The 19847-nt window shown below is 71.2% G+C and carries 23 protein-coding genes; 22 read left to right on the top strand and 1 reads right to left on the bottom strand.

The annotated features are described in order from the left end of the window. The first annotated feature begins 42 nt into the window (after nt 1–42). The 6 genes from OG579_RS04085 to OG579_RS04060 are packed head-to-tail and all read left to right on the top strand — an operon-like array spanning nt 43 to nt 5291. Nucleotides 43–1335 carry an adenosylmethionine--8-amino-7-oxononanoate transaminase gene (locus OG579_RS04085; RefSeq protein WP_408068795.1) on the top strand — a complete coding sequence of 431 codons (1293 nt, stop codon included), beginning with the start codon at nt 43–45 and terminating at the stop codon, nt 1333–1335. Between the two features lie 19 nt (nt 1336–1354). Then, nucleotides 1355–2545 (top strand): 8-amino-7-oxononanoate synthase, encoded by a 1191-nt coding sequence (locus OG579_RS04080; protein ID WP_328858187.1) that lies wholly within the window; start codon nt 1355–1357, stop codon nt 2543–2545. After that, complete coding sequence (gene bioD, locus OG579_RS04075) at nt 2542–3231, top strand: dethiobiotin synthase (protein ID WP_328858186.1); 690 nt, start codon at nt 2542–2544, stop codon at nt 3229–3231. The genes OG579_RS04080 and bioD overlap by 4 nt, the downstream gene beginning before the upstream one ends. Before the next feature lie 51 nt (nt 3232–3282). Beyond that, nucleotides 3283–4350 (top strand): biotin synthase BioB, encoded by a 1068-nt coding sequence (gene bioB / locus OG579_RS04070; RefSeq protein ID WP_408068740.1) that lies wholly within the window; start codon nt 3283–3285, stop codon nt 4348–4350. A gap of 24 nt (nt 4351–4374) precedes the next feature. Next, nucleotides 4375–4626 carry a biotin synthase auxiliary protein BsaP gene (gene bsaP / locus OG579_RS04065; RefSeq protein WP_328858185.1) on the top strand — a complete coding sequence of 84 codons (252 nt, stop codon included), beginning with the start codon at nt 4375–4377 and terminating at the stop codon, nt 4624–4626. Then, on the top strand, nt 4623–5291 hold the full coding sequence (locus tag OG579_RS04060) for a DUF2567 domain-containing protein (RefSeq protein WP_328858184.1): 669 nt from the start codon (nt 4623–4625) through the stop codon (nt 5289–5291). Before bsaP ends, OG579_RS04060 begins: the two co-directional genes overlap by 4 nt. Here OG579_RS04060 and OG579_RS04055 read toward each other — a convergent pair. After that, nucleotides 5247–5942, bottom strand: coding sequence for an NUDIX hydrolase (locus tag OG579_RS04055; RefSeq protein WP_328858183.1), 696 nt, complete (start codon nt 5940–5942; stop codon nt 5247–5249). The two genes, OG579_RS04060 and OG579_RS04055, sit on opposite strands and share 45 nt — an antisense overlap. Before the next feature lie 147 nt (nt 5943–6089). Between OG579_RS04055 and nadA the strand changes: the two genes are divergently transcribed. The 16 genes from nadA to trpC all read left to right on the top strand — a co-directional run bounded on the left by nadA (nt 6090) and on the right by trpC (nt 19844). Beyond that, nucleotides 6090–7103, top strand: coding sequence for a quinolinate synthase NadA (gene nadA / locus OG579_RS04050; protein ID WP_328858182.1), 1014 nt, complete (start codon nt 6090–6092; stop codon nt 7101–7103). After that, nucleotides 7100–7984 carry a carboxylating nicotinate-nucleotide diphosphorylase gene (gene nadC / locus OG579_RS04045; RefSeq protein ID WP_328858181.1) on the top strand — a complete coding sequence of 295 codons (885 nt, stop codon included), beginning with the start codon at nt 7100–7102 and terminating at the stop codon, nt 7982–7984. Before nadA ends, nadC begins: the two co-directional genes overlap by 4 nt. Nucleotides 7985–8125: 141 nt before the next feature. Further along, entirely contained in the window at nt 8126–9178 is a 1053-nt protein-coding gene (locus OG579_RS04040; protein WP_328858180.1) for an NAD(P)-dependent alcohol dehydrogenase, read from the top strand. 225 nt (nt 9179–9403) lie between these two features. After that, entirely contained in the window at nt 9404–10762 is a 1359-nt protein-coding gene (gene hisD / locus OG579_RS04035) for a histidinol dehydrogenase (RefSeq protein ID WP_328858179.1), read from the top strand. Continuing rightward, nucleotides 10759–11907, top strand: coding sequence for a histidinol-phosphate transaminase (locus tag OG579_RS04030; RefSeq protein WP_328858178.1), 1149 nt, complete (start codon nt 10759–10761; stop codon nt 11905–11907). The genes hisD and OG579_RS04030 overlap by 4 nt, the downstream gene beginning before the upstream one ends. Further along, a complete protein-coding gene (gene hisB, locus OG579_RS04025; protein WP_045823043.1) occupies nt 11904–12545 on the top strand; it encodes an imidazoleglycerol-phosphate dehydratase HisB in 642 nt (213 codons plus the stop codon). Before OG579_RS04030 ends, hisB begins: the two co-directional genes overlap by 4 nt. Nucleotides 12546–12559: 14 nt before the next feature. Then, nucleotides 12560–13195: an imidazole glycerol phosphate synthase subunit HisH gene (hisH, locus tag OG579_RS04020; protein WP_328858177.1), complete on the top strand. Its 636-nt coding sequence runs from the start codon at nt 12560–12562 to the stop codon at nt 13193–13195. Continuing rightward, a complete protein-coding gene (locus tag OG579_RS04015) occupies nt 13192–13497 on the top strand; it encodes a hypothetical protein (RefSeq protein WP_328858176.1) in 306 nt (101 codons plus the stop codon). Before hisH ends, OG579_RS04015 begins: the two co-directional genes overlap by 4 nt. Nucleotides 13498–13540: 43 nt before the next feature. Beyond that, nucleotides 13541–14284 carry a bifunctional 1-(5-phosphoribosyl)-5-((5-phosphoribosylamino)methylideneamino)imidazole-4-carboxamide isomerase/phosphoribosylanthranilate isomerase PriA gene (priA, locus tag OG579_RS04010; RefSeq protein WP_055789761.1) on the top strand — a complete coding sequence of 248 codons (744 nt, stop codon included), beginning with the start codon at nt 13541–13543 and terminating at the stop codon, nt 14282–14284. Next, nucleotides 14284–15123 (top strand): inositol monophosphatase family protein, encoded by an 840-nt coding sequence (locus OG579_RS04005; protein ID WP_328858175.1) that lies wholly within the window; start codon nt 14284–14286, stop codon nt 15121–15123. The genes priA and OG579_RS04005 overlap by 1 nt, the downstream gene beginning before the upstream one ends. Next, on the top strand, nt 15120–15893 hold the full coding sequence (gene hisF / locus OG579_RS04000; RefSeq protein WP_328858174.1) for an imidazole glycerol phosphate synthase subunit HisF: 774 nt from the start codon (nt 15120–15122) through the stop codon (nt 15891–15893). Before OG579_RS04005 ends, hisF begins: the two co-directional genes overlap by 4 nt. Beyond that, on the top strand, nt 15890–16243 hold the full coding sequence (hisI, locus tag OG579_RS03995) for a phosphoribosyl-AMP cyclohydrolase (protein WP_045823038.1): 354 nt from the start codon (nt 15890–15892) through the stop codon (nt 16241–16243). The genes hisF and hisI overlap by 4 nt, the downstream gene beginning before the upstream one ends. Next, nucleotides 16243–16425 carry a tautomerase family protein gene (locus OG579_RS03990; RefSeq protein ID WP_045823037.1) on the top strand — a complete coding sequence of 61 codons (183 nt, stop codon included), beginning with the start codon at nt 16243–16245 and terminating at the stop codon, nt 16423–16425. Before hisI ends, OG579_RS03990 begins: the two co-directional genes overlap by 1 nt. 24 nt (nt 16426–16449) lie before the next feature. Continuing rightward, a complete protein-coding gene (locus OG579_RS03985) occupies nt 16450–18063 on the top strand; it encodes an anthranilate synthase component I (RefSeq protein WP_328859152.1) in 1614 nt (537 codons plus the stop codon). Next, a complete protein-coding gene (locus OG579_RS03980; RefSeq protein ID WP_328858173.1) occupies nt 18060–18896 on the top strand; it encodes a TIGR02234 family membrane protein in 837 nt (278 codons plus the stop codon). Before OG579_RS03985 ends, OG579_RS03980 begins: the two co-directional genes overlap by 4 nt. 129 nt (nt 18897–19025) lie before the next feature. Beyond that, complete coding sequence (gene trpC, locus OG579_RS03975) at nt 19026–19844, top strand: indole-3-glycerol phosphate synthase TrpC (RefSeq protein WP_328858172.1); 819 nt, start codon at nt 19026–19028, stop codon at nt 19842–19844. Nucleotides 19845–19847: the final 3 nt, after the last annotated feature.

Genomic DNA, 19847 nt, shown 5'->3' with positions numbered 1-19847 from the left:
GTCGACCCACCCCACGCCGTCGTCTCCGGCACCGCCGAGCCCCTGTCCGCGCAGGCCATCGTCGCGACCGATCGCGAACTGATCTGGCACCCCTACGGCTCGATGACCGCGACCACGTTCCCGCCGGTCGTGGTGGACTCCGCCCGCGGCACCCGTCTGCACCTCGCGGACGGCCGTTCGGTCGTCGACGGGATGAGCTCCTGGTGGGCCGCGGTCCACGGCTACGCCCACCCCGTGCTCGACGCGGCGGTGCGCGCCCAGATCGAGAAGATGGCGCATGTGATGTTCGGCGGCCTCACCCACGAACCCGCGGCGCGTCTGGCGCGTCTGCTCGTCGACATCACCCCCGAGCCCCTGCAGCGGGTGTTCTTCTGCGACTCCGGATCGGTCTCGGTCGAGGTCGCGGTGAAGATGGCGCTGCAGTACTGGCGCGGCCAGGGCGTCACCGGCCGACGTCGGCTGCTGACGTGGCGCGGGGGGTATCACGGCGACACGTTCACCCCGATGAGCGTCTGCGACCCCGACGGCGGCATGCACGCGCAGTGGACCGGTGTCCTCACCGACCAGGTGTTCGCGCCCGCCCCGCCCGCGCGCTTCGATCCCGCTCACGTCGCCGAGATCGAGCGTCTCGTGCAGACGCATCGCGACGAGCTGGCGGCGATCATCGTCGAGCCCGTCGTCCAGGGCGCGGGCGGGATGCGGTTCCACGATCCGCGCTACCTCGTCGAGCTGCGGCGCATCTGCGACGACCACGGCCTGCTGCTCGTCTTCGACGAGATCGCCACCGGGTTCGGTCGCACCGGTGAACTGTTCGCCGCCGACCACGCGGGTGTCGCACCCGACATCATGTGCGTGGGCAAGGCGCTCACCGGCGGCTACCTGTCGATGGCGGCCACGCTGTGCACCGCCGACGTCGCGACCGTGATCAGCGAGGGCGAGATGGGGGTGCTGGCGCACGGGCCGACCTTCATGGCCAACCCGCTCGCGTGCGCCGTGTCGGTCGCGTCGGTGCAGTTGTTGCTCGACGGCGACTGGCGCGCGCGGGTCGCCCACATCCACGACGTCCTGGCCGCCGGGCTCGAGCCGCTGCGGGCCCGCCCGGGTGTCGCCGACGTCCGGGTGCTCGGCGCGATCGGCGTGGTCGAACTCCACGAACCCGTCGACATGGCCGCCGCGACCACCGCGACCCTCGACGCGGGGGCGTGGCTGCGACCGTTCGGGCGGCTGGTCTACACCATGCCGCCGTTCATCTGCGACGACGCCGACCTCGCGTCGATCATCGCCGGCATCACCGCGGTCGTCGACACCCACGAGGCGGCGTCGGCCCCCGCGTGATGTGAGACGCTGATCGGCGATGACCGCCGGCGAGATCTCCGACCCGACCGTCCGGACCGCCTCGGCGCTGGATTGGCTCACCGAGGCTGCGCAGGTCCGCGAGAACGCCGGCCTGCACCGTGTCCTCGCCCCCCGCGCCGCCGACGACGCCGCGCTGAACCTGGCCTCGAACGACTATCTCGGACTGTCGTCGGATCCGCGTGTCGTCGCCGGCGCGGTGGAGGCGACCACGCGCTGGGGTGCCGGCGCGACGGCGTCGCGGCTGGTGGTCGGGACCACCGGTGCGCACACCGCGCTCGAGGCCGATCTCGCCGATTTCCTCGGCACCGAATCGGCGCTGGTGTTCTCCTCGGGATACCTCGCCAACGTCGGCGTCATCTCCTCGCTGATGGGCCGGGGAGATCTCATCGTGAGCGACGGAGGGGCGCACGCCTCCCTCATCGACGGATGCCGCCTGTCGCGGGCCCGGGTCGTGGTCACCGACCGCGGCGACCACCGGGCCGTCGCCGAGATCCTCGCCGCACGCACCGAGGCCCGCGCGATGGTCGTGACCGACTCGGTCTACAGCATCGACGGCGCCGTCGCGCCGGTCGCCGAACTGCACGACGCCGCGCGCGCGCACGGCGCGGTGCTCGTGGTCGACGAGGCGCACGCGCTCGGCGTCCGCGGTCGCGGCGGGAGGGGAGTGGTCGACGAACTCGGGCTCGCCGGGGCCGCCGATCTCGTGGTGACCGCCGTGCTGTCGAAGTCGCTCGGGTCGCAGGGCGGCGTGGTGGCCGCATCGACGGCCGTGCGCGATCACCTCGTCGACCGCGCACGCAGCTTCATCTTCGACACCGGTCTCGCACCGGGGGCCGTCGGTGCCGCGGCCGCCGCACTGCAGGTGCTGCGGTCCGAACCGACGCTGCCCGATCGGGTACGTGCCGCGGCCCGACGTCTCGCCGACCGGTGCGGCGCGCCCGTTCCCGACGGCGCGGTCGTGTCGGTCGTCATCGGTGAGCCGGCCGATGCCGTGGCCGTCGCGGCCGCCTGCCGCGACCGGGGGGTGCTCGTCGGGTGTTTCCGCCCGCCGTCGGTGCCGCCGGGCACCTCGCGCATCCGACTCACCGTGCGCGCCGACCTCACCGACGCCGAGATCGACCACGTCGCGCAGGTGCTCCACGACGCCCGCGCCGAGGTGACCGGAACACCCTCGCGAGGTGAGCGGTGACCGTCGTCGTGGTGACCGGTACGTCGACCGACGTCGGCAAGACCGTCGCCACCGCAGCCCTGGCCGCCACCGCGGTGGACGCCGGCCTGACGGTCGCGGTGTGCAAACCCGTGCAGACCGGTATGGGCGCCGACGAACCGGGCGACCTCGCCGAGGTCGGGCGACTGGCCGGGGTGACCTCACTCGTCGAGTGCGCGCGCTATCCCGAACCGCTGGCCCCGGAGACCGCCGCGACCCGCGCGGGGATGCCGATGGTGGCGCTCGACGACATCACCGCCGCGGTGGCCGACGCGGCGGCCCGCCACGACCTCGTGCTCGTCGAGGGTGCCGGTGGCGTGCTCGTCCGCCTCGCCACCGACCTCACGATGCTCGACGTCGCCACGGCCCTGGACGCGCCGGTCGTCGTCGTCGCCGACGGCGGGCTGGGCACGCTCAACCACACCGAGCTCACCGTCGATGCGCTGCGCGGGCGTGGCCTCACCACGGCCGGGATCGTGATCGGGTCGTGGCCGGCCGAGCCCGACCTCGCGACCCGCTGCAACCGCGACGACCTGCCGCGTCTGACCGGCGTGACGGTCGCCGGGGCGGTCCCCGCGGGCGCCGGCGCGATGACGCGACCGGAGTTCTGCTCGCAGGCGCCGTCCTGGTTCGACACCGAGTGGGTCACAGGACTCGTGTCGGGATAGGGCACACTGACCAGACATCCGCTGTCCGTACGACGTGATCGAGGAGGGCTTGTGACCCAGGCTCCTGTCCGCCAAGAAGTTCCCCAGACCGCTTCCGGTGCCGCTCCCGCGGTCCCCCGGGACGCCGCCGACATCCTCGAGGTGGCGCGTGCCCAGGTCCTCGAGGGCGGCGAGGCGTTGCGTCAGGATCAGGTGCTCGAGGTCCTCCGTCTCGGCGACGACCGCCTGACCGAGTTGCTGCAGCTCGCCCACGACGTGCGGATGAAGTGGTGCGGGCCGGAGGTCGAGGTCGAGGGGATCATCTCGCTGAAGACCGGCGGGTGCCCCGAGGACTGCCACTTCTGCTCGCAGTCGGGCCTGTTCACCTCGCCGGTGCGCAGCGCGTGGATCGACATCCCGTCGCTGGTCGAGGCGGCCAAGCAGACCGCGAAGACCGGTGCGACGGAGTTCTGCATCGTCGCCGCCGTCCGTGGCCCCGACAAGCGCCTGATGGCCCAGGTCGCCGCGGGCATCGAGGCCATCCGCGACGAGGTCGACATCCAGATCGCCTGCAGCCTCGGCATGCTCACGCAGGAGCAGGTCGACGAGCTCGCCGCGATGGGCGTCCACCGCTACAACCACAACCTCGAGACCGCACGGTCGCACTTCCCGAACGTCGTCACCACCCATACGTGGGAGGAACGCGAGGGCACCCTGCGCATGGTCCGCGAGGCCGGCATGGAGGTCTGCTGCGGCGGCATCCTCGGCATGGGGGAGTCGCTCGAGCAGCGCGCGGAGTTCGCCGCCGATCTCGCGGCGCTCGAGCCCGACGAGGTGCCGCTGAACTTCCTCAACCCGCGTCCGGGTACGCCGTTCGGTGATCTCGACGTGCTGCCCGCGTCCGACGCGCTGCGTGCGGTCGCGGCGTTCCGTCTGGCTCTGCCCCGCACCATCCTGCGCTTCGCCGGTGGCCGCGAGATCACCCTCGGTGACCTCGGCGCCAAGCAGGGCATCCTCGGCGGCATCAACGCCGTCATCGTGGGCAACTACCTGACCACCCTGGGTCGCCCGGCCGAGGCCGATCTCGACCTGCTCGTCGATCTGCAGATGCCGATCAAGGCGCTCAACGACAGCATCTGACGGCGAGCGCAGTCGATGGCCGTCGTGAACGCTGACCGGGATCCGGGTGCGGCTACGCCGCTGACCGAGCCGCTGTCGTACGCCGTCTACACGGGCATCCGTCTCGACACCCCGGGCGCCGAGAAGGTACCCGCGGCAGCGCAACTCGGACTCGAGCCGCCGCGATACTGCGGACAGTGCGGGCGTCGCATGGTCGTGCAGGTGGTCCCCGACGGGTGGACCGCCCGCTGCTCCCGACACGGCACCGTCGACTCCCATGCCCTCGGATTCGCATGAGCGTCGGACCGCACGCCGACCCGACGCCCGGCCCACCCGTGGAGCCCGTGACGGTGGACGAGCGCACGCACACCGAGCTCATCGATCTCCGCGGCCTCGTCCTGCGTGCCCTGCCGATCGCCGTCGCGATCGTGGTGCTCGGGGCCCTCGGCGGTGTTGTGTGGGGTCTCCTCACCCCGGGCGTCACCGGTGTCGTCGTCCGGCCCGACCGAGCCGGGTCGCTGGGCGCCGACACGGTGCACCGATTCGATGCCGTCGCGCTGTTCGCCTGCGTGAGCGGCGTCGTCGGTGTCGTCAGCGGCGTGGTCGCCTGGTGGGACCGCCGCCTGCGCGGGCCTGCAGCCGCGGTCCTCGCCACCGTCGCATCCATGGCCGGTGCCGGCGTCGGGATCTGGCTCGGTGGCCTCGTCGCCGGTGCCCGCCACGCCGGACCGGGCGACACCGCCGTCGGCGACTACTTCCAGACCGCGCCGTCGCTGCGCCTCGAATCGGCGCGCCTCGACATGTTCGGCGGCCTCGACCTGTCGTGGGCGCTGGTCGTCGTCGCGCCCATCGGTGCCCTCGTGGTCTGCCTGGTGCTGCTGCTGTGCGACCGCGAGCCCGATCTCGGGGTGCCCGTCTCAGGCCGGCGGACGCAGGGTGGCGAACTCGTCGGTGACCCGTAACCCGTTCTCGGCGAAGCGGTAGAGCGCCGGTGGGCGACCACCGGAGCGACCCGTGCGTCCCGTGGTGCCGGTGGCCCCGACCACCCCGCGCCGACTGAGGATGCGCAGCAGGTTCGTCGCGTCGACCGGGTATCCCAACGCGGCGCAGTAGATGTCGCTGAGCGTCGACATCGAGAACTCGCGCGGCGCCAGCGCGAACGCGATGTTGGTGTAGGAGAGCTTGGCGGCCAGTCGGCTCCGTGCCTGGGTCACGATCGCGCGGTGGTCGAAACTCATGTCCGGGAGGTCGTCGACCGGATGCCACCGGGTGTCGTCGGGGAGGTTCGCCGTGGAATCCGACCGCACGAGACCGAGATATGTCGAGGCAATCACGCGGGGGCCGGGAACGCGGTCGGGCGCGGAGAACACCGACAGCTGCTCGATGTGGGCCACCTCGCGCAGATCGACCTTCTCGGCCAGCTGTCGACGCGCCGACGCCGTGAGGTCCTCGTCGGCCCCCAGCACGCCGCCGGGCAGCGACCACGTGCCCTGCTGGGGATCGCGTGCGCGTTGCCACAGCAGCACCGAGAGATGCGGTGTGCACTGCTCGAGCGGGGTTCGCACGGCGAACACGGCACTGAGCACCTCGTGGATGATGCCCGACGCCTCCATGGCGCACAGTCTATGTCGATGCCGGGGTCGCTTCGCGCGGTCCGCACGGGGGTGGGTGCTACATTGGGATCGGGTTTTCGACTTGTAGTCGAAAACCACTCGACGCCGGCCCGCGTTCGAGATCGTCGTCCCAGAAGGAGAGCGGTCATGACCGCTGCTGCACCCGCCGTCCCCGTCGTCGATGCGACCGCCGATCCCGGTCCGGAGTGGGCCGCCGAGGTCCGTCGCCTCGCAGACCTGCGCGGAGCCACCCTGCTCGCCCACAACTATCAACTGCCCGCGATCCAGGACGTGGCCGATCACGTCGGCGACTCGTTGGCCCTGTCGCGGATCGCCGCGTCCGCGCCGGAGGACACGATCGTGTTCTGCGGCGTGCACTTCATGGCCGAGACCGCGAAGATCCTCGCCCCGGAGAAGACGGTCCTCATCCCGGACGCCCGCGCCGGATGCTCGCTGGCCGACTCGATCACCGCCGACGAGTTGCGCGAGTGGAAGGCCGACTACCCGGATGCGGTGGTGGTCTCGTATGTCAACACCACCGCCGAGGTGAAGGCGCTCACCGACATCTGCTGCACGTCGTCGAACGCCGTCGAGGTCGTTGCGTCGATCGACCCGGACAAGACCGTCCTGTTCCTGCCCGATCAGTTCCTCGGTGCGCACGTCAAGCGCGAGACCGGCCGGGAGAACATGCACATCTGGGCCGGCGAGTGTCACGTGCACGCCGGAATCAATGGTGACGAACTCACCGACCAGGCCAACGCGCACCCCGACGCCGACCTCTACGTCCACCCCGAGTGCGGTTGTGCCACATCGGCTCTCTACCTCGCCGGTGAGGGCGCGGTGCCGAAGGATCGGGTGCACATCCTCTCGACCGGCGGGATGCTCGACACCGCACGCGCCTCCGGCGCCCGCGAGGTCCTCGTCGCCACCGAGATCGGCATGCTCCACCAGTTGCGGCGTGCCGCACCGCAGATCGACTTCCAGGCCGTCAACCCGAAGGCGTCCTGCAAGTACATGAAGATGATCACCCCCGAGGCGCTGCTGCGCTGCCTGCGTGACGGCACCGACGAGGTGCACCTCGAGCGATCGGTGGCCGACGCCGCGCGCGCCAGCGTCGAGCGGATGATCGCCATCGGCACTCCCGGAGGAGGCGGCGAATGACGCCGGGCGCCCGCACCCCGGATGCCTTCGAGTCCTTAGGGGTGTCGTCGGACGAGGTCCGGTCACTGATCCGCACTGCCCTCGACGAGGACCTGCGGTTCGGGCCGGACGTGACCACCGCGGCCACGGTGCCTGCCGGCGCGCGGACGACGGCGGTCATCGCCAGCCGCCAACCCGGGGTGATCGCCGGACTCGATGTGGCGCTCGCCGTGTTCGACGCGGTGATCGGTGACGACTTCTCGGTGGTCGATCGGGTCGCCGACGGTACGCGCGTGTCCCCGGGCGACGTCGTCCTGCGGGTCGACGCCCCGACGGCGGGTCTGCTCACCGCCGAGCGGACCGCGCTGAACCTGCTGTGTCACCTCTCGGGCATCGCCACGGCCACGGCCCGCTGGGTCGACGAGATCGCCGACACCGACACCGTGGTGCGGGACAGCCGCAAGACGCTGCCGGGTCTGCGCGCGCTGCAGAAGTACGCGGTGCGCGCCGGCGGCGGGGCCAACCACCGGATGGGACTCGGCGACGCCGCGCTCATCAAGGACAACCACATCGCGGCCGCGGGATCGCTCACCGCGGCCCTGACCGCGGTACGCGCCGCCGCACCCCATCTCGAGGTGGAAGTGGAGGTCGATTCGCTGACCCAGCTCGACGAGGCCCTCGGCCTCGACGCGCAGCTGATCCTGCTCGACAACTTCGCGCTGTGGGAGACGCAGATGGCGGTGCAGCGCCGCAACACCCGCGCGCCGCAGACGAAGCTCGAGAGCTCCGGCGGACTGTCGCTCGACGTCGCCGGTGACTATGCCCGCACCGGTGTCGACTACCTGGCCGTCGGTGCCCTGACCCATTCGGTCACGGTGCTCGATCTCGGACTCGATCTGTAGAGCGCGACAATCCCGACGGAGCGGGCACACGTCGATCCTTTTATGCGCATGCGGGCATAAAAGGGTCGACGTCTCTGTTGGCACGTGTGTCCCGGCGCGCTGAACAGCGCGCTCCGCAAGGCCCGAAAGGACACGATTTCTGTGCCAACTGTGAACGCCGTTATCGCCACCAGCGCGACCGACCCGCTCACCATCTCGACCATCGAACGACGCGAACTGGGACCCAAGGATGTCCGTATCGACATCAAGTTCGCCGGCATCTGCCACTCCGACATCCACACCGCGCGCAATGAGTGGAAGGGCACCAAGTACCCGGTCGTCCCCGGCCACGAGATCGCGGGCGTCGTCGCCGAGGTCGGCTCCGAGGTCACCCTGCACAACGTCGGCGACCGCGTCGGCGTCGGCTGCTTCGTCGACTCCTGCGGCGAGTGCGCGCCCTGCAAGAACGGCGACGAGCAGTACTGCGAGAAGGGTGTCGTCCAGACCTACAACTCGAAGACCTACGAGGGTGAGTTCACCCACGGCGGGTACTCGCAGTCGGTCGTCGTCACCGAGAAGTTCGTCCTGAAGATCCCGGAGGGCATCGAGCTCGACGTCGCCGCGCCGCTGCTCTGCGCCGGCATCACGCTCTACGCACCGCTGAAGAAGTGGGGCGCGGGTCCGGGCAAGAAGGTCGCCATCATCGGCATGGGCGGTCTCGGACACGTCGGCGTGAAGATCGCCCACGCGCTCGGCGCCGAGGTCACGGTGCTCAGCCAGACCACCAGCAAGGAAGAGGACGGCAAGCGCTTCGGTGCCGACCACTACTACGCCACCAAGGACAACAAGCAGCTGTTCAAGGATCTGGCCGGCCAGTTCGACCTCATCCTGAACACGGTGTCGGTCAACCTCCCGCTCGACGACTACATCGGGCTGCTCGCCATCGACGGCGCGCTGGTCGAGCTCGGTGTGCCGGAGAACCCGCTGCAGGTCGCGGCGTTCGCGCTGCTCACCAACCGTCGTTCGCTGTCGGGGTCCATGGTCGGCGGCATCGCGCTGACCCAGGAGATGCTCGACTTCTGCGCCGAGCACGAGATCGCCGCCGAGATCGAGACCATCTCGGCCGATCAGGTCAACGAGGCCTACGACCGCGCCGTCTCCTCCGACGTGCGCTACCGCTTCGTGATCGACACCGCGACCCTGGCGTCTGCCTGATCGCTGTGAACCGGGTCACGACGTGACCCGAGATCGACCCCCGTCGGCCGTCGGTCGCCACCCTCACGGTGGTGACCGGCGGCCGACGTCGTCGTCTCACGGCGGGTACCCGGCGTCGAAAACGGCTGGCCGGACCCCATATCCTTGACAGGACCACGCCAGGTGGCAGCCCCGACCGTCGCCAGACCCGACCAGCCCGCACCCGACCCGCAGGAGTCCCGCGCAATGTTGTCCCGAACCGACCTCCGTGGCCGTGCGCACACCGCGGCGGAACTCCGGCGAGCGCTCCCGCGCGGGGGCACCGACATCGAGTCGGTGCTCGCCACGGTCGCGCCGGTCGTGGCCGCGGTCCGCGACGACGGTGTCCGGGCGGCACTGGACTTCGGTGCGCGGTTCGATGGTGTGACGCCGCCGTCGGTGCGGGTGCCCGCGCAGGTGCTCGAGCAGGCCCTCGGAGCGGTCGACCCGACCGTGCGGACCGCACTGGAGGAGTCGATCCGACGCGCACGGATCGTGCACGCCGACCAGCGTCGGTCGACCACGCGGACCGAGGTGGTCCCCGGCGGCTCGGTCACCGAGAAGTGGATCCCGGTCGCCCGGGTGGGGCTCTACGTCCCCGGCGGCAACGCCGTCTACCCGTCGAGCGTCATCATGAACGTGGTCCCCGCACAGGAGGCCGGTGTCGCGTCACTCGTCGTCGCCTCGCCCCCGCAGGCCGCCCACGGCGGATGGCCGCACCCCACGATCCTCGCCGCGTGCGCGCTGCTCGGGATCGACGAGGTGTGGGCCGTCGGCGGCGCCCAGGCCGTCGCACTCCTCACCTACGGTGGCACCGACATCGGGGCCACCGAGAACTCCGCCGGGGCCGAGCTGGCGCCCGTCGACCTCATCACCGGGCCGGGCAACATCTACGTGACCGCGGCGAAGCGCCTGTGCCGCAGCGTCGTCGGCATCGACTCCGAGGCCGGACCCACCGAGATCGCGATCCTCGCCGACGGTGACGCCGATGCCACCGCCGTCGCCGCCGACCTCATCAGCCAGGCCGAACACGACGTCCTGGCCGCCTCGGTGCTGGTCACCGACAGCGTCGACCTCGCCGACCGCGTCGACGCCGAGGTGGCCGCGCAGGTCGAGACCACCCGGCACACCGAACGTGTGCGCACGGCCCTGTCGGGCGCGCAGTCGGGCATCGTGCTCGTCGACGACATCGACCACGGGATCGCGGTGGTCGACGCCTACGCCGCCGAGCACCTCGAGATCCAGACCGCCGACGCCCCCGTGGTGGCCGACCGCGTCCGCAACGCCGGTGCGATCTTCGTCGGCCGGTACTCACCGGTGAGCCTCGGCGACTACTGCGCGGGCTCCAATCACGTTCTCCCGACCTCGGGTTCGGCCCGGCACAGCTCCGGGCTGTCGGTGCAGACGTTCCTGCGCGGGGTCCACATCGTCGACTACGACCGCGCCGCACTCGCCGAGGTGGCCCCCCACGTCGTCGCGCTCGCCCAGGCCGAGGACCTCCCCGCCCACGGCGACGCGGTCACCGCGCGCTTCGTCGACGTCCCGGCGTCGGGGAGTCCGGTGTGAGCGCCCCCGGAGCGCGGTTCACCCTCGCCGACCTGCCGTTGCGGGAGGCGTTGCGCGGGCAACACGCCTACGGCGCACCGCAACTCGACGTGCCCGTCGCGCTGAACACGAACGAGAACCCGCACCCGCCGTCGCGGGCCCTCGTCGACGACGTCGCCGAATCGGTGCGGCAGGCGGCGACGGTGCTGCACCGTTACCCCGACCGCGACGCCGTCGCGCTGCGCGCCGATCTCGCCCGTTACCTCACCGGCCGCACCGGTGTCGAACTCGGTGTCGAGAACCTCTGGGCGGCAAACGGATCCAACGAGATCCTGCAGCAGCTGCTGCAGGCCTACGGCGGTCCCGGCCGCACCGCGATCGGCTTCGTGCCGTCGTACTCGATGCACTCGATCATCACCGGCGGCACCGACACCACCTGGGTGGAGATGCTGCGCGAGGCCGATTTCACCCTCGACGTCACCGCCGCGGTGGCCGAGATCGGGCGTCGCGCACCCGACGTCGTGTTCCTCACCTCGCCGAACAACCCGACCGGACAGTCGCTGTCGCTCGACGACATCCGGGCGGTCGTGTCGGTGGCGCCGGGCATCGTCATCGTCGACGAGGCCTACGGGGAGTTCTCCGACCGCCCGAGCGCGATCGCGCTCCTCGACGAGTTCGGCGACCGCCTCGTGGTGACCCGGACCATGAGCAAGGCGTTCGCTTTCGCCGGCGGCCGCCTCGGCTACCTCGTGGCCTCCCCGGCACTCGTCGAATCGCTTTTGTTGGTGCGGTTGCCGTATCACCTCTCGGTCGTCACCCAGGCCGCCGCGCGGGCGGCCCTGCGTCACGCCGACGACACCTTGGCGACCGTCGCGGCTATCGTCGCCGAACGCGGTCGCGTGGTGGCCGAACTGACCGCGCTCGGCTACTCCGTCGTCGATTCCGACGCCAACTTCGTCCTGTTCGGACATCTCACCGACGCGGCGATCGCATGGCAGCGGTTCCTCGACCGCGGCGTGTTGATCCGCGACCTGCGTATCCCCGGACACCTGCGTGCCACCATCGGGCTGGCCGCCGAGAACGACGCGTTCCTGCGCGCCGCCGCCGAGGTGGCCGCCGACGGCCTGCTCGCATCCGACCCCCGAACCGACGGAGTACTGCGATGACCGACACCGCCACCGATCCCGGCGCCGCACGGCGGAGTGCCCGCGTCGAGCGCGTCACCCGCGAGTCCTCGGTGGCCGTCGAGATCGACCTCGACGGAACCGGGAAGACGAACATCTCGACCGGCGTGGCCTTCTACGACCACATGCTGACGGCGTTCGGCGCCCACGGCAGCTTCGATCTCACCGTCACCGCGACCGGCGACGTCGACATCGAATCGCACCACACCGTCGAGGACACCGCGATCGTGCTCGGGCAGGCCATCGATCTCGCGCTCGGTGACAAGCGCGGCATCCGGCGGTTCGGCGACGCGTGGATCCCGATGGACGAGGCGCTGGCCCACGCCGCCGTCGACCTGTCGGGGCGGCCCTACTTCGTGCACACCGGAGAACCCGAGCACCTGCTGACCTCGGTGATCGGCGGCAACCCCGGTGTCGCCTACAACACCGTGATCAACCGTCACGTGTTCGAGACGCTGGCCACGAACGCGCGCATCGCCCTGCACGTCCGGGTGCTCTACGGACGCGATCAGCACCACATCACCGAGGCGCAGTACAAGGCGGTCGCGCGAGCGTTGCGCGCCGCCTCCGAGCCGGACCCCCGCGCCACGGGAGTGCCGTCGACCAAGGGTGCGCTCTAGATGCGGCGGCGCTCATGAGTCCCCGCGTCACGATCCTCGACTACGGGTCGGGCAACCTCCGGTCCGCGCAGCGGGCGCTCGAGCGCACCGGCGCGGAGGTCACCGTCACCGCCGACCGTGAGGTGGCCACCGAGTGCGACGGTCTCGTCGTACCCGGGGTCGGTGCCTTCGCCGCGTGCATGGCGGGTCTCACCGCCGCCCGCGGCGACCGGATCATCGATCAGCGGTTGGCCGGTGGACGTCCGGTGCTCGGCATCTGTGTCGGCATGCAGATCCTGTTCGACGAAGGCGTCGAGTTCGGTGTGCAGGCCGCGGGCTGCGGTGAATGGCCCGGCGCCGTCACGCAACTCCCCGCTCCGGTGCTGCCGCACATGGGGTGGAACACCGTCGAGGCCGGTGCCGGGTCGGTCCTGTTCGACGGCCTCGACGCCGACACGCGCTTCTACTTCGTGCACTCCTACGCGGCGCAGTCATGGGACCTCGACAGCGACGGTTCGCGCCTCGCGCCGGCGATCACCACCTGGGCCGAACACGGCGGACCGTTCCTCGCCGCGGTCGAGAACGGACCGTTGTCGGCCACCCAGTTCCACCCCGAGAAATCGGGGGACGCGGGCGCGCAGCTGCTCGAGAACTGGGTCCGGTCGTTGTGAGCACCGACCGGGATCGACCGGCCCCCCGCCCGTTCTCCTACGCGCGACTCGCGCTCGCGGTGCTCGGCGCCGGAACGTCGGTGTTGGTCGTCTCGGTGCCCGTCATCTACGGGGTGACACGGGTGTCGGCGCCCGCCGCGTTGGTCGTCGCGCTCCTGGCCGTCGCGGTCGCCATCGCCGTGATGGGCGTGGTGGCCAACCGGATGGTCGATGCAGCCGCCCGCTCCCTCGAGTCCGACCCGCACCCAGCACCACCCCAGACCCCCACCTCACCGTCGTCGCCCGCCGATGACGACCACTGAGACCCCGCGTCCCGCGGTCACTCCCGACGAAAGGCCCCACCAGATGCCGTCCACGCTCGAACTCCTCCCCGCGGTCGACGTCGCCGACGGTCAGGCCGTCCGGCTCGTCCAGGGGGCGGCGGGGTCGGAGACGTCCTACGGGTCGCCGCGCGAGGCCGCGATGGCCTGGCAGCGTGACGGCGCCGAGTGGATCCATCTGGTCGACCTCGACGCCGCGTTCGGTCGCGGCGACAACCGCGAACTCCTCGCGGCGGTCGTGGGCGAACTCGACGTGAAGGTCGAACTCTCGGGTGGGATCCGCGACGACGACTCGCTGCGCGCGGCGCTGGCCACCGGCTGTACCCGCGTCAACATCGGCACCGCGGCGCTCGAGGACCCGGACTGGTGCGCACGGGTCGTCGGGGAGTACGGCGATCGTGTCGCCATCGGGCTCGACGCGGTTCACGAGGACCGTGGCTGGCGGCTGCGTGGACGCGGCTGGGTCTCCGACGGCGGTGACCTCTGGGAGGTCCTCGAGCGTCTCGAACGCGACGGGTGCAGCCGCTACGTCGTCACCGACGTGAGCAAGGACGGCACGCTCACCGGGCCGAATCTCGAGCTCCTCGGGCAGGTCGCCGACGCCGCTTCCGCGCCGGTGGTCGCGTCGGGCGGGGTGTCGGCCGTCGCCGACCTCACCGCCATCGCGACGCTGGTCGACCGCGGTGTCGAGGGCGCGATCATCGGGAAGGCGCTCTACGCCGGGCGGTTCACGCTGCCCGAGGCGCTGGCCGCAGTGGCCGGGCGGTGATGGCCTCGACCGTCGTCGGGACCCTGCCCGCCGATCTCGACCCGCCGCGGCTGCTGTCGATCGCCGCGGACCTGCTCGACGAGATCACGCCGCGGTTCGTCGAGGGGCTCGGCGCGCCGAGCGCGGTCGACAAGGGCGGCAACGACTTCGCGACCGAACTCGACCTCGAACTGGAACGACTGCTCTCGGCGAGGCTGTCCGACGCCACCGGGATCGCGGTCCACGGTGAGGAATACGGCGGACCCGACGTCACCTCGGGGACGGTGTGGGTGGTCGACCCGATCGACGGCACCGCCAACTACTCGGCCGGTCTGCCTCTCGCCGGCACCCTCGTGGCCCTGCTGCACGACGGTGCGCCGGTGCTCGGCCTCACCTGGCTCCCGCTGTTCGACCGCCGCTACGCCGCGTTCGTCGACGGGCCGGTGGTCTGCAACGGCGAGGAGCTCCCGCCGCTGCGCACCACCCGCCTCGAGGACTCGATGATCGCGTTCGGCGCGTTCAACGTCGACAGTCGCGGCCGGTACCCCGGACAGTGGCGGGTCGACATCCTCGGGCAGCTCTCCCGACGGGTGTCGCGGCTGCGCCTGCTCGGCAGCACGGGCATCGACATGGCGCTGTGCGCGGCCGGGAACATCGGTGGCGCAGTGTGTTTCGGACACCACGCCTGGGACAACGCGGCCGGTGCCGCTCTCGTCCTGGCCGCCGGGGGAGAGGTCACCGACCTCGCCGGGGCGCCGTGGACGGTGTCGTCGCCGTCGATGCTGGTCGGCGCACCGGGGGTGCACGCCGAGCTGGCGTCGATCATCGCCGAAGTCGGCCCGCCGGAGGGTCGGTCATGACCGTCGCCGTGCGGGTCATCCCGTGTCTCGACGTCGACGCCGGCCGGGTGGTCAAGGGAGTCAACTTCGTCGACCTGCGTGACGCCGGCGACCCGGTCGAACTCGCCGCGGCCTACGACGCGGCGGGCGCCGACGAACTGACCTTCCTCGACGTCACCGCCTCGAGTTCGGGCCGGTCGACGATGCTCGACGTCGTCCGTCGCACCGCCGATCAGGTGTTCATCCCGCTCACCGTCGGTGGTGGTGTGCGCACCGTCGCCGACGTCGACACGTTGCTGCGGGCGGGTGCGGACAAGGTCGGCGTCAACACCGCGGCCATCGCGCGCCCGGAGGTGCTCGAGGAGATGAGTCGCCACTTCGGGTCGCAGTGCATCGTGCTGTCGGTCGACGCGCGCACCGTCCCCGACGGAGCGGCCCCGACACCGTCGGGGTGGGAGGTCACCACCCACGGCGGTCGCCGCGGGACCGGCATCGACGCGGTCGAGTGGGCCCGTCGCGGACAGGATCTGGGCGTGGGGGAGATCCTGCTCAACTCGATGGACGCCGACGGCACCAAGAACGGTTTCGATCTGACGATGATCGGTGCGGTCCGTGCCGCCGTCACCGTCCCGGTGATCGCCAGCGGCGGTGCCGGACGTGTCGAGCACTTCACACCCGCGGTCCGCGCGGGCGCCGATGCGGTGTTGGCCGCCTCGGTCTTCCACTTCGGCGAGCTGCGGATCGGCGAGGTCAAGGACGCGATGCGCCGTGACGGGGTGATCGTCCGGTGAGCGGCCTCGACCCGGCCATAGAACAGCGGTTGCGCCGCACCGACGACGGTCTGGTCGCCGCGGTGGTGCAGGAGCGTTCCACCGGCGAGGTGCTGATGCTCGCCTGGATGGACGCCGAGGCGCTGGCGCGGACGCTGGCCACCGGTCGGGCCACCTACTGGTCGCGCTCACGCCGGGAATACTGGGTGAAGGGGGAGACCAGCGGACACGTCCAGGCCGTGCACGAAGTGCGGCTGGACTGTGACGGTGACGCCCTGCTGGTGATCGTCGACCAGACCGGTCCCGCCTGTCACACCGGGACGCACAGTTGTTTCGACCCGTCGCGCGCACTCGACGTGAAAGGCCCCTGATGCCCCTCATCCAGATCTCGCAGACCCCCGGATCCAGTGACCGCGTGAAGCGCGAGACCATCGCCGCGGTCACCGAGGCCTACGCCAAGGCCACCGGCAAGGATCCCGACTCGGTGTGGGTCACCATCACCGAGGTCCCCCGGTCCCACTGGGGCGTCGGCGGGGAACCGCTGGGACAATAGGGCGTGCCCACCTCGACCCGCCCGATCTCGCGACGTCACCCGACCGACGGGACCACCCCGCGCGAGGTGTTCGTCGAACTCGCGCGTGATCATCGCGTCGTCCCCGTGACCCGCAAGGTCCTCGCCGATTCCGAGACGCCGTTGTCGGCCTACCGCAAGCTCGCCGGTGACCGGCCCGGCACCTTCCTGCTGGAGTCGGCCGAGAACGGTCGTTCGTGGTCGCGGTGGTCGTTCATCGGCGTCAATTCACCGGCGGCGCTGACCGTCGTCGACGGTCAGGCGCACTGGTGGGGCACGGTCCCCGACGGCGCGCCCCTCGACGGCGATCCGCTGGTGGCACTCGCGGAGTCGCTGCGGTTGCTCGCCACCGACCGGCTGCCCGGTATGCCTCCCCTCACCGGCGGTTTCGTCGGATATCTGGCCTACGACGCGGTCCGGCGACTCGAGAAGCTGCCCGACACCACGATCGACGACCTGCACCTGCCGGAGATGATGATGTTGCTCGCCGCCGACATCGCGGCCGTCGACCATCACGAGGGCGCGATCACCCTCATCGCCAACGCCATCAACTTCGACGGCTCCGACGACCGCGTCGACGCCGCCTACGACGACGCCGTCGTGCGCCTCGACCGCATGACCGCGGACCTGGCGGCACCGACACCGTCGACCGTGTCGACCTTCGCCACGCCCGACCCGGAGTACCGCAGCCAACGAACCCAGGAGGAGTACGGCACCGTCGTCACCGCCCTGGTCGGCGAGATCGAGGCGGGTGAGGCCTTCCAGGTGGTGCCGTCGATGCGGTTCGAGATGACCACCGACGCCGATCCCATCGACGTCTACCGGGTGCTGCGCGCATCGAACCCGAGTCCGTACATGTACCTCCTGCGGGTCCCCGGTATCGGCGCCGAGCACGGCGGACGCGATCCGTTCACCGTCGTCGGGTCGAGCCCCGAGGCGCTGGTGACCGTCCACGACCAGGTCGCAACCACACATCCGATCGCGGGTACCCGGTGGCGCGGTGCGACCGAGGAGGAGGACGTGCTGCTGGCCAAGGACCTCCTCGCCGACGAGAAGGAGAACTCCGAGCACCTCATGCTCGTCGACCTCGGACGCAACGACCTGGGCCGGGTGTGTGAGCCGGGAACGGTCACGGTGCACGACTACCGGCACATCGAGCGCTACAGCCACGTGATGCATCTGGTGTCGACGGTGACCGGACGTCTGCGCGAGGACGCCACCGCCCTCGACGCGGTGTCGGCGTGCTTCCCTGCGGGGACCCTGACCGGCGCGCCCAAGGTGCGGGCGATGGAGCTGATCGACGAACACGAGCAGACCCGACGAGGCCTCTACGGCGGGATCGTGGGATACCTCGATTTCGCCGGCGACGCCGACACCGCGATCGCCATCCGTACCGCGGTGATGGCGGACGGCACCGCGTACGTGCAGGCGGGCGGCGGTGTGGTCGCCGACAGCGACCCCGTCTACGAGTTCAACGAAGCGCGCAACAAGGCACGCACCGTGCTCTCCGCGGTCGCCGCGGCGCAGACCATGCGTCGCGTCGACGGCGCTTCGACCGACGAACCGGGCGCCGGCCCCGACCCGACGACCACCAGCGAGGAGCACGACCACACGTCATGACCGAGACGCCCGACCAGCCCCACACCCCAGACCGGCAGCCGACCGACGAGCCCGACCCGCGTGCCGGGTCCGGCACCGTCGACGTCGCGGCCGCCGAACGTGCGCATCGCCGCCGGACGCTGACCACCGCGTCGATCCTGTTGGCCGCCGCGGCCGCGGCGCTGTGGGCCGCCTCGCGACTGACGTGGGCGTCGCTGTCCACCAGCGACGGACTCGGTCCCGAACGCGGTTTCACCGTCCACGGATCCGACTGGAGTCCCTGGCTCACGCCGGTGGCCATCGTGCTCGTCGCGGCGATCGCGGCGGCGGTGTCGTTGCGCGGCTGGGCGCTGCGGATCACGGCACTCATCGTCGCCCTCATCGGCATACTCGGGGTGCTGCCCGCCATCTCGCTGCTCACCGGCGACAACCCGGGCGCCTACGCCGCCAAGGCCGTCGACGTGCCCGGCCGCTACCAGGTGGTGTCGGTCGACACCCACGACCAGGCGGCGATCGTCGTGTTCATCGGTGGGTTGCTCGCCGTGGCGGCCGCGGTGGTCCTGCTGCGGGGGGCGCGGGGCGCGGCGCCGATGTCGTCGAAGTACCGCTCGCCCGCCGCACGTCGCGCCGAACTCGAGGAGAAGGTGTTCGCCGACCGCGACCGGACCGCCGACCCCGCGGAGACACCCGGTACGCAGATACCCGCGGCGGCCGACGGACCGGACGACGATCTCACCGAGCGCATGCTGTGGGACGCCCTCGACAACGGCGCCGACCCGACCCGGATACGACCGGACGGTCGCAGTGGCGGGCCGTCCACCAGCGACGACGACCCCGGTCGGTCGACCCGCTGACACCTGCGGCCCGAGCCCACCCCGCCTGAGGGCCGACTCCGGTTGGCGGGCTACCCTGATGCGAACACCGGATGACGTGGACCACCCACCGATTCCCGCCCGTCACCGCCGGAAGGGGGCCGCGCACCCATGAGTACGCCGACTGTCCTCGACTCGATCATCGACGGGGTGAAGGCCGATGTCGCCGCCCGCGAGGCGGTGCTCGATTTCGCCGCCGTGAAGGTCGCCTCTGCCGCCGCCCCCGATCCGCGTGACGCAGCAGCCGCGCTGCGCGAGACCGGCATCGGCGTCATCGCCGAGGTGAAGCGGGCCAGCCCGTCGCGCGGCGATCTCGCCGCCATCGCCGACCCCGCCGCCCTCGCCCAGGCCTACGAGAGCGGTGGCGCGCGCATCATCAGCGTGCTCACCGAGGGGCGTCGCTTCGGCGGTTCCCTCGACGATCTCGACGCGGTCCGCGCGGCGGTGCAGATCCCCGTGTTGCGCAAGGACTTCATCGTCGGGCCGTACCAGATCCACGAGGCGCGGGCCCACGGCGCCGACGTCATCCTGCTGATCGTGGCCGCGCTCGAACAGAACGTCCTCGCCTCGCTGCTCGACCGGACCGAGTCGCTCGGCATGACCGCGCTCGTCGAGGTGCACACCGAGGAGGAGGCCGACCGCGCCCTCGAGGCCGGCGCCTCGGTCGTGGGTGTGAACGCACGCAACCTCAAGACCCTCGAGGTCGACACCGACACCTTCGCGCGCATCGCACCGGGGCTGCCCACCGAGATCATCCGCATCGCCGAGTCGGGTGTCCGCGGCACGGCAGACCTGCTGGCCTACGCCGGCGCGGGTGCCGACGCCGTGCTGGTCGGCGAAGGACTGGTCACCAGCGGTGACCCCCGTGCCGCGGTACGCGAGCTCGTCACCGCCGGGACGCACCCGTCGTGCCCGAAGCCGGTGCGCTGACCG

The organism is Williamsia herbipolensis, from assembly GCF_036153515.1.
In the GTDB taxonomy this organism is placed as follows: Bacteria; Actinomycetota; Actinomycetes; order Mycobacteriales; family Mycobacteriaceae; genus Williamsia_A; species Williamsia_A herbipolensis.
This window is presented reverse-complemented; position numbering and strand designations above follow the sequence as displayed.

Excerpts from the sequence above, each read along its gene's own strand:
- OG579_RS03990 (WP_045823037.1), top strand. The coding sequence starts at position 16,243 with ATGCCCCTCATCCAGATCTCGCAGACCCCCGGATCCAGTGACCGCGTG.
- OG579_RS04060 (WP_328858184.1), top strand. The coding sequence starts at position 4,623 with ATGAGCGTCGGACCGCACGCCGACCCGACGCCCGGCCCACCCGTGGAG.
- OG579_RS04055 (WP_328858183.1), bottom strand. The coding sequence starts at position 5,942 with ATGGAGGCGTCGGGCATCATCCACGAGGTGCTCAGTGCCGTGTTCGCC.
- OG579_RS04005 (WP_328858175.1), top strand. The coding sequence starts at position 14,284 with ATGGCCTCGACCGTCGTCGGGACCCTGCCCGCCGATCTCGACCCGCCG.
- hisD (WP_328858179.1), top strand. The coding sequence starts at position 9,404 with ATGTTGTCCCGAACCGACCTCCGTGGCCGTGCGCACACCGCGGCGGAA.
- nadA (WP_328858182.1), top strand. The coding sequence starts at position 6,090 with ATGACCGCTGCTGCACCCGCCGTCCCCGTCGTCGATGCGACCGCCGAT.
- OG579_RS03980 (WP_328858173.1), top strand. The coding sequence starts at position 18,060 with ATGACCGAGACGCCCGACCAGCCCCACACCCCAGACCGGCAGCCGACC.
- hisH (WP_328858177.1), top strand. The coding sequence starts at position 12,560 with ATGAGTCCCCGCGTCACGATCCTCGACTACGGGTCGGGCAACCTCCGG.
- trpC (WP_328858172.1), top strand. The coding sequence starts at position 19,026 with ATGAGTACGCCGACTGTCCTCGACTCGATCATCGACGGGGTGAAGGCC.
- OG579_RS04080 (WP_328858187.1), top strand. The coding sequence starts at position 1,355 with ATGACCGCCGGCGAGATCTCCGACCCGACCGTCCGGACCGCCTCGGCG.
- hisB (WP_045823043.1), top strand. The coding sequence starts at position 11,904 with ATGACCGACACCGCCACCGATCCCGGCGCCGCACGGCGGAGTGCCCGC.
- nadC (WP_328858181.1), top strand. The coding sequence starts at position 7,100 with ATGACGCCGGGCGCCCGCACCCCGGATGCCTTCGAGTCCTTAGGGGTG.
- priA (WP_055789761.1), top strand. The coding sequence starts at position 13,541 with ATGCCGTCCACGCTCGAACTCCTCCCCGCGGTCGACGTCGCCGACGGT.
- hisF (WP_328858174.1), top strand. The coding sequence starts at position 15,120 with ATGACCGTCGCCGTGCGGGTCATCCCGTGTCTCGACGTCGACGCCGGC.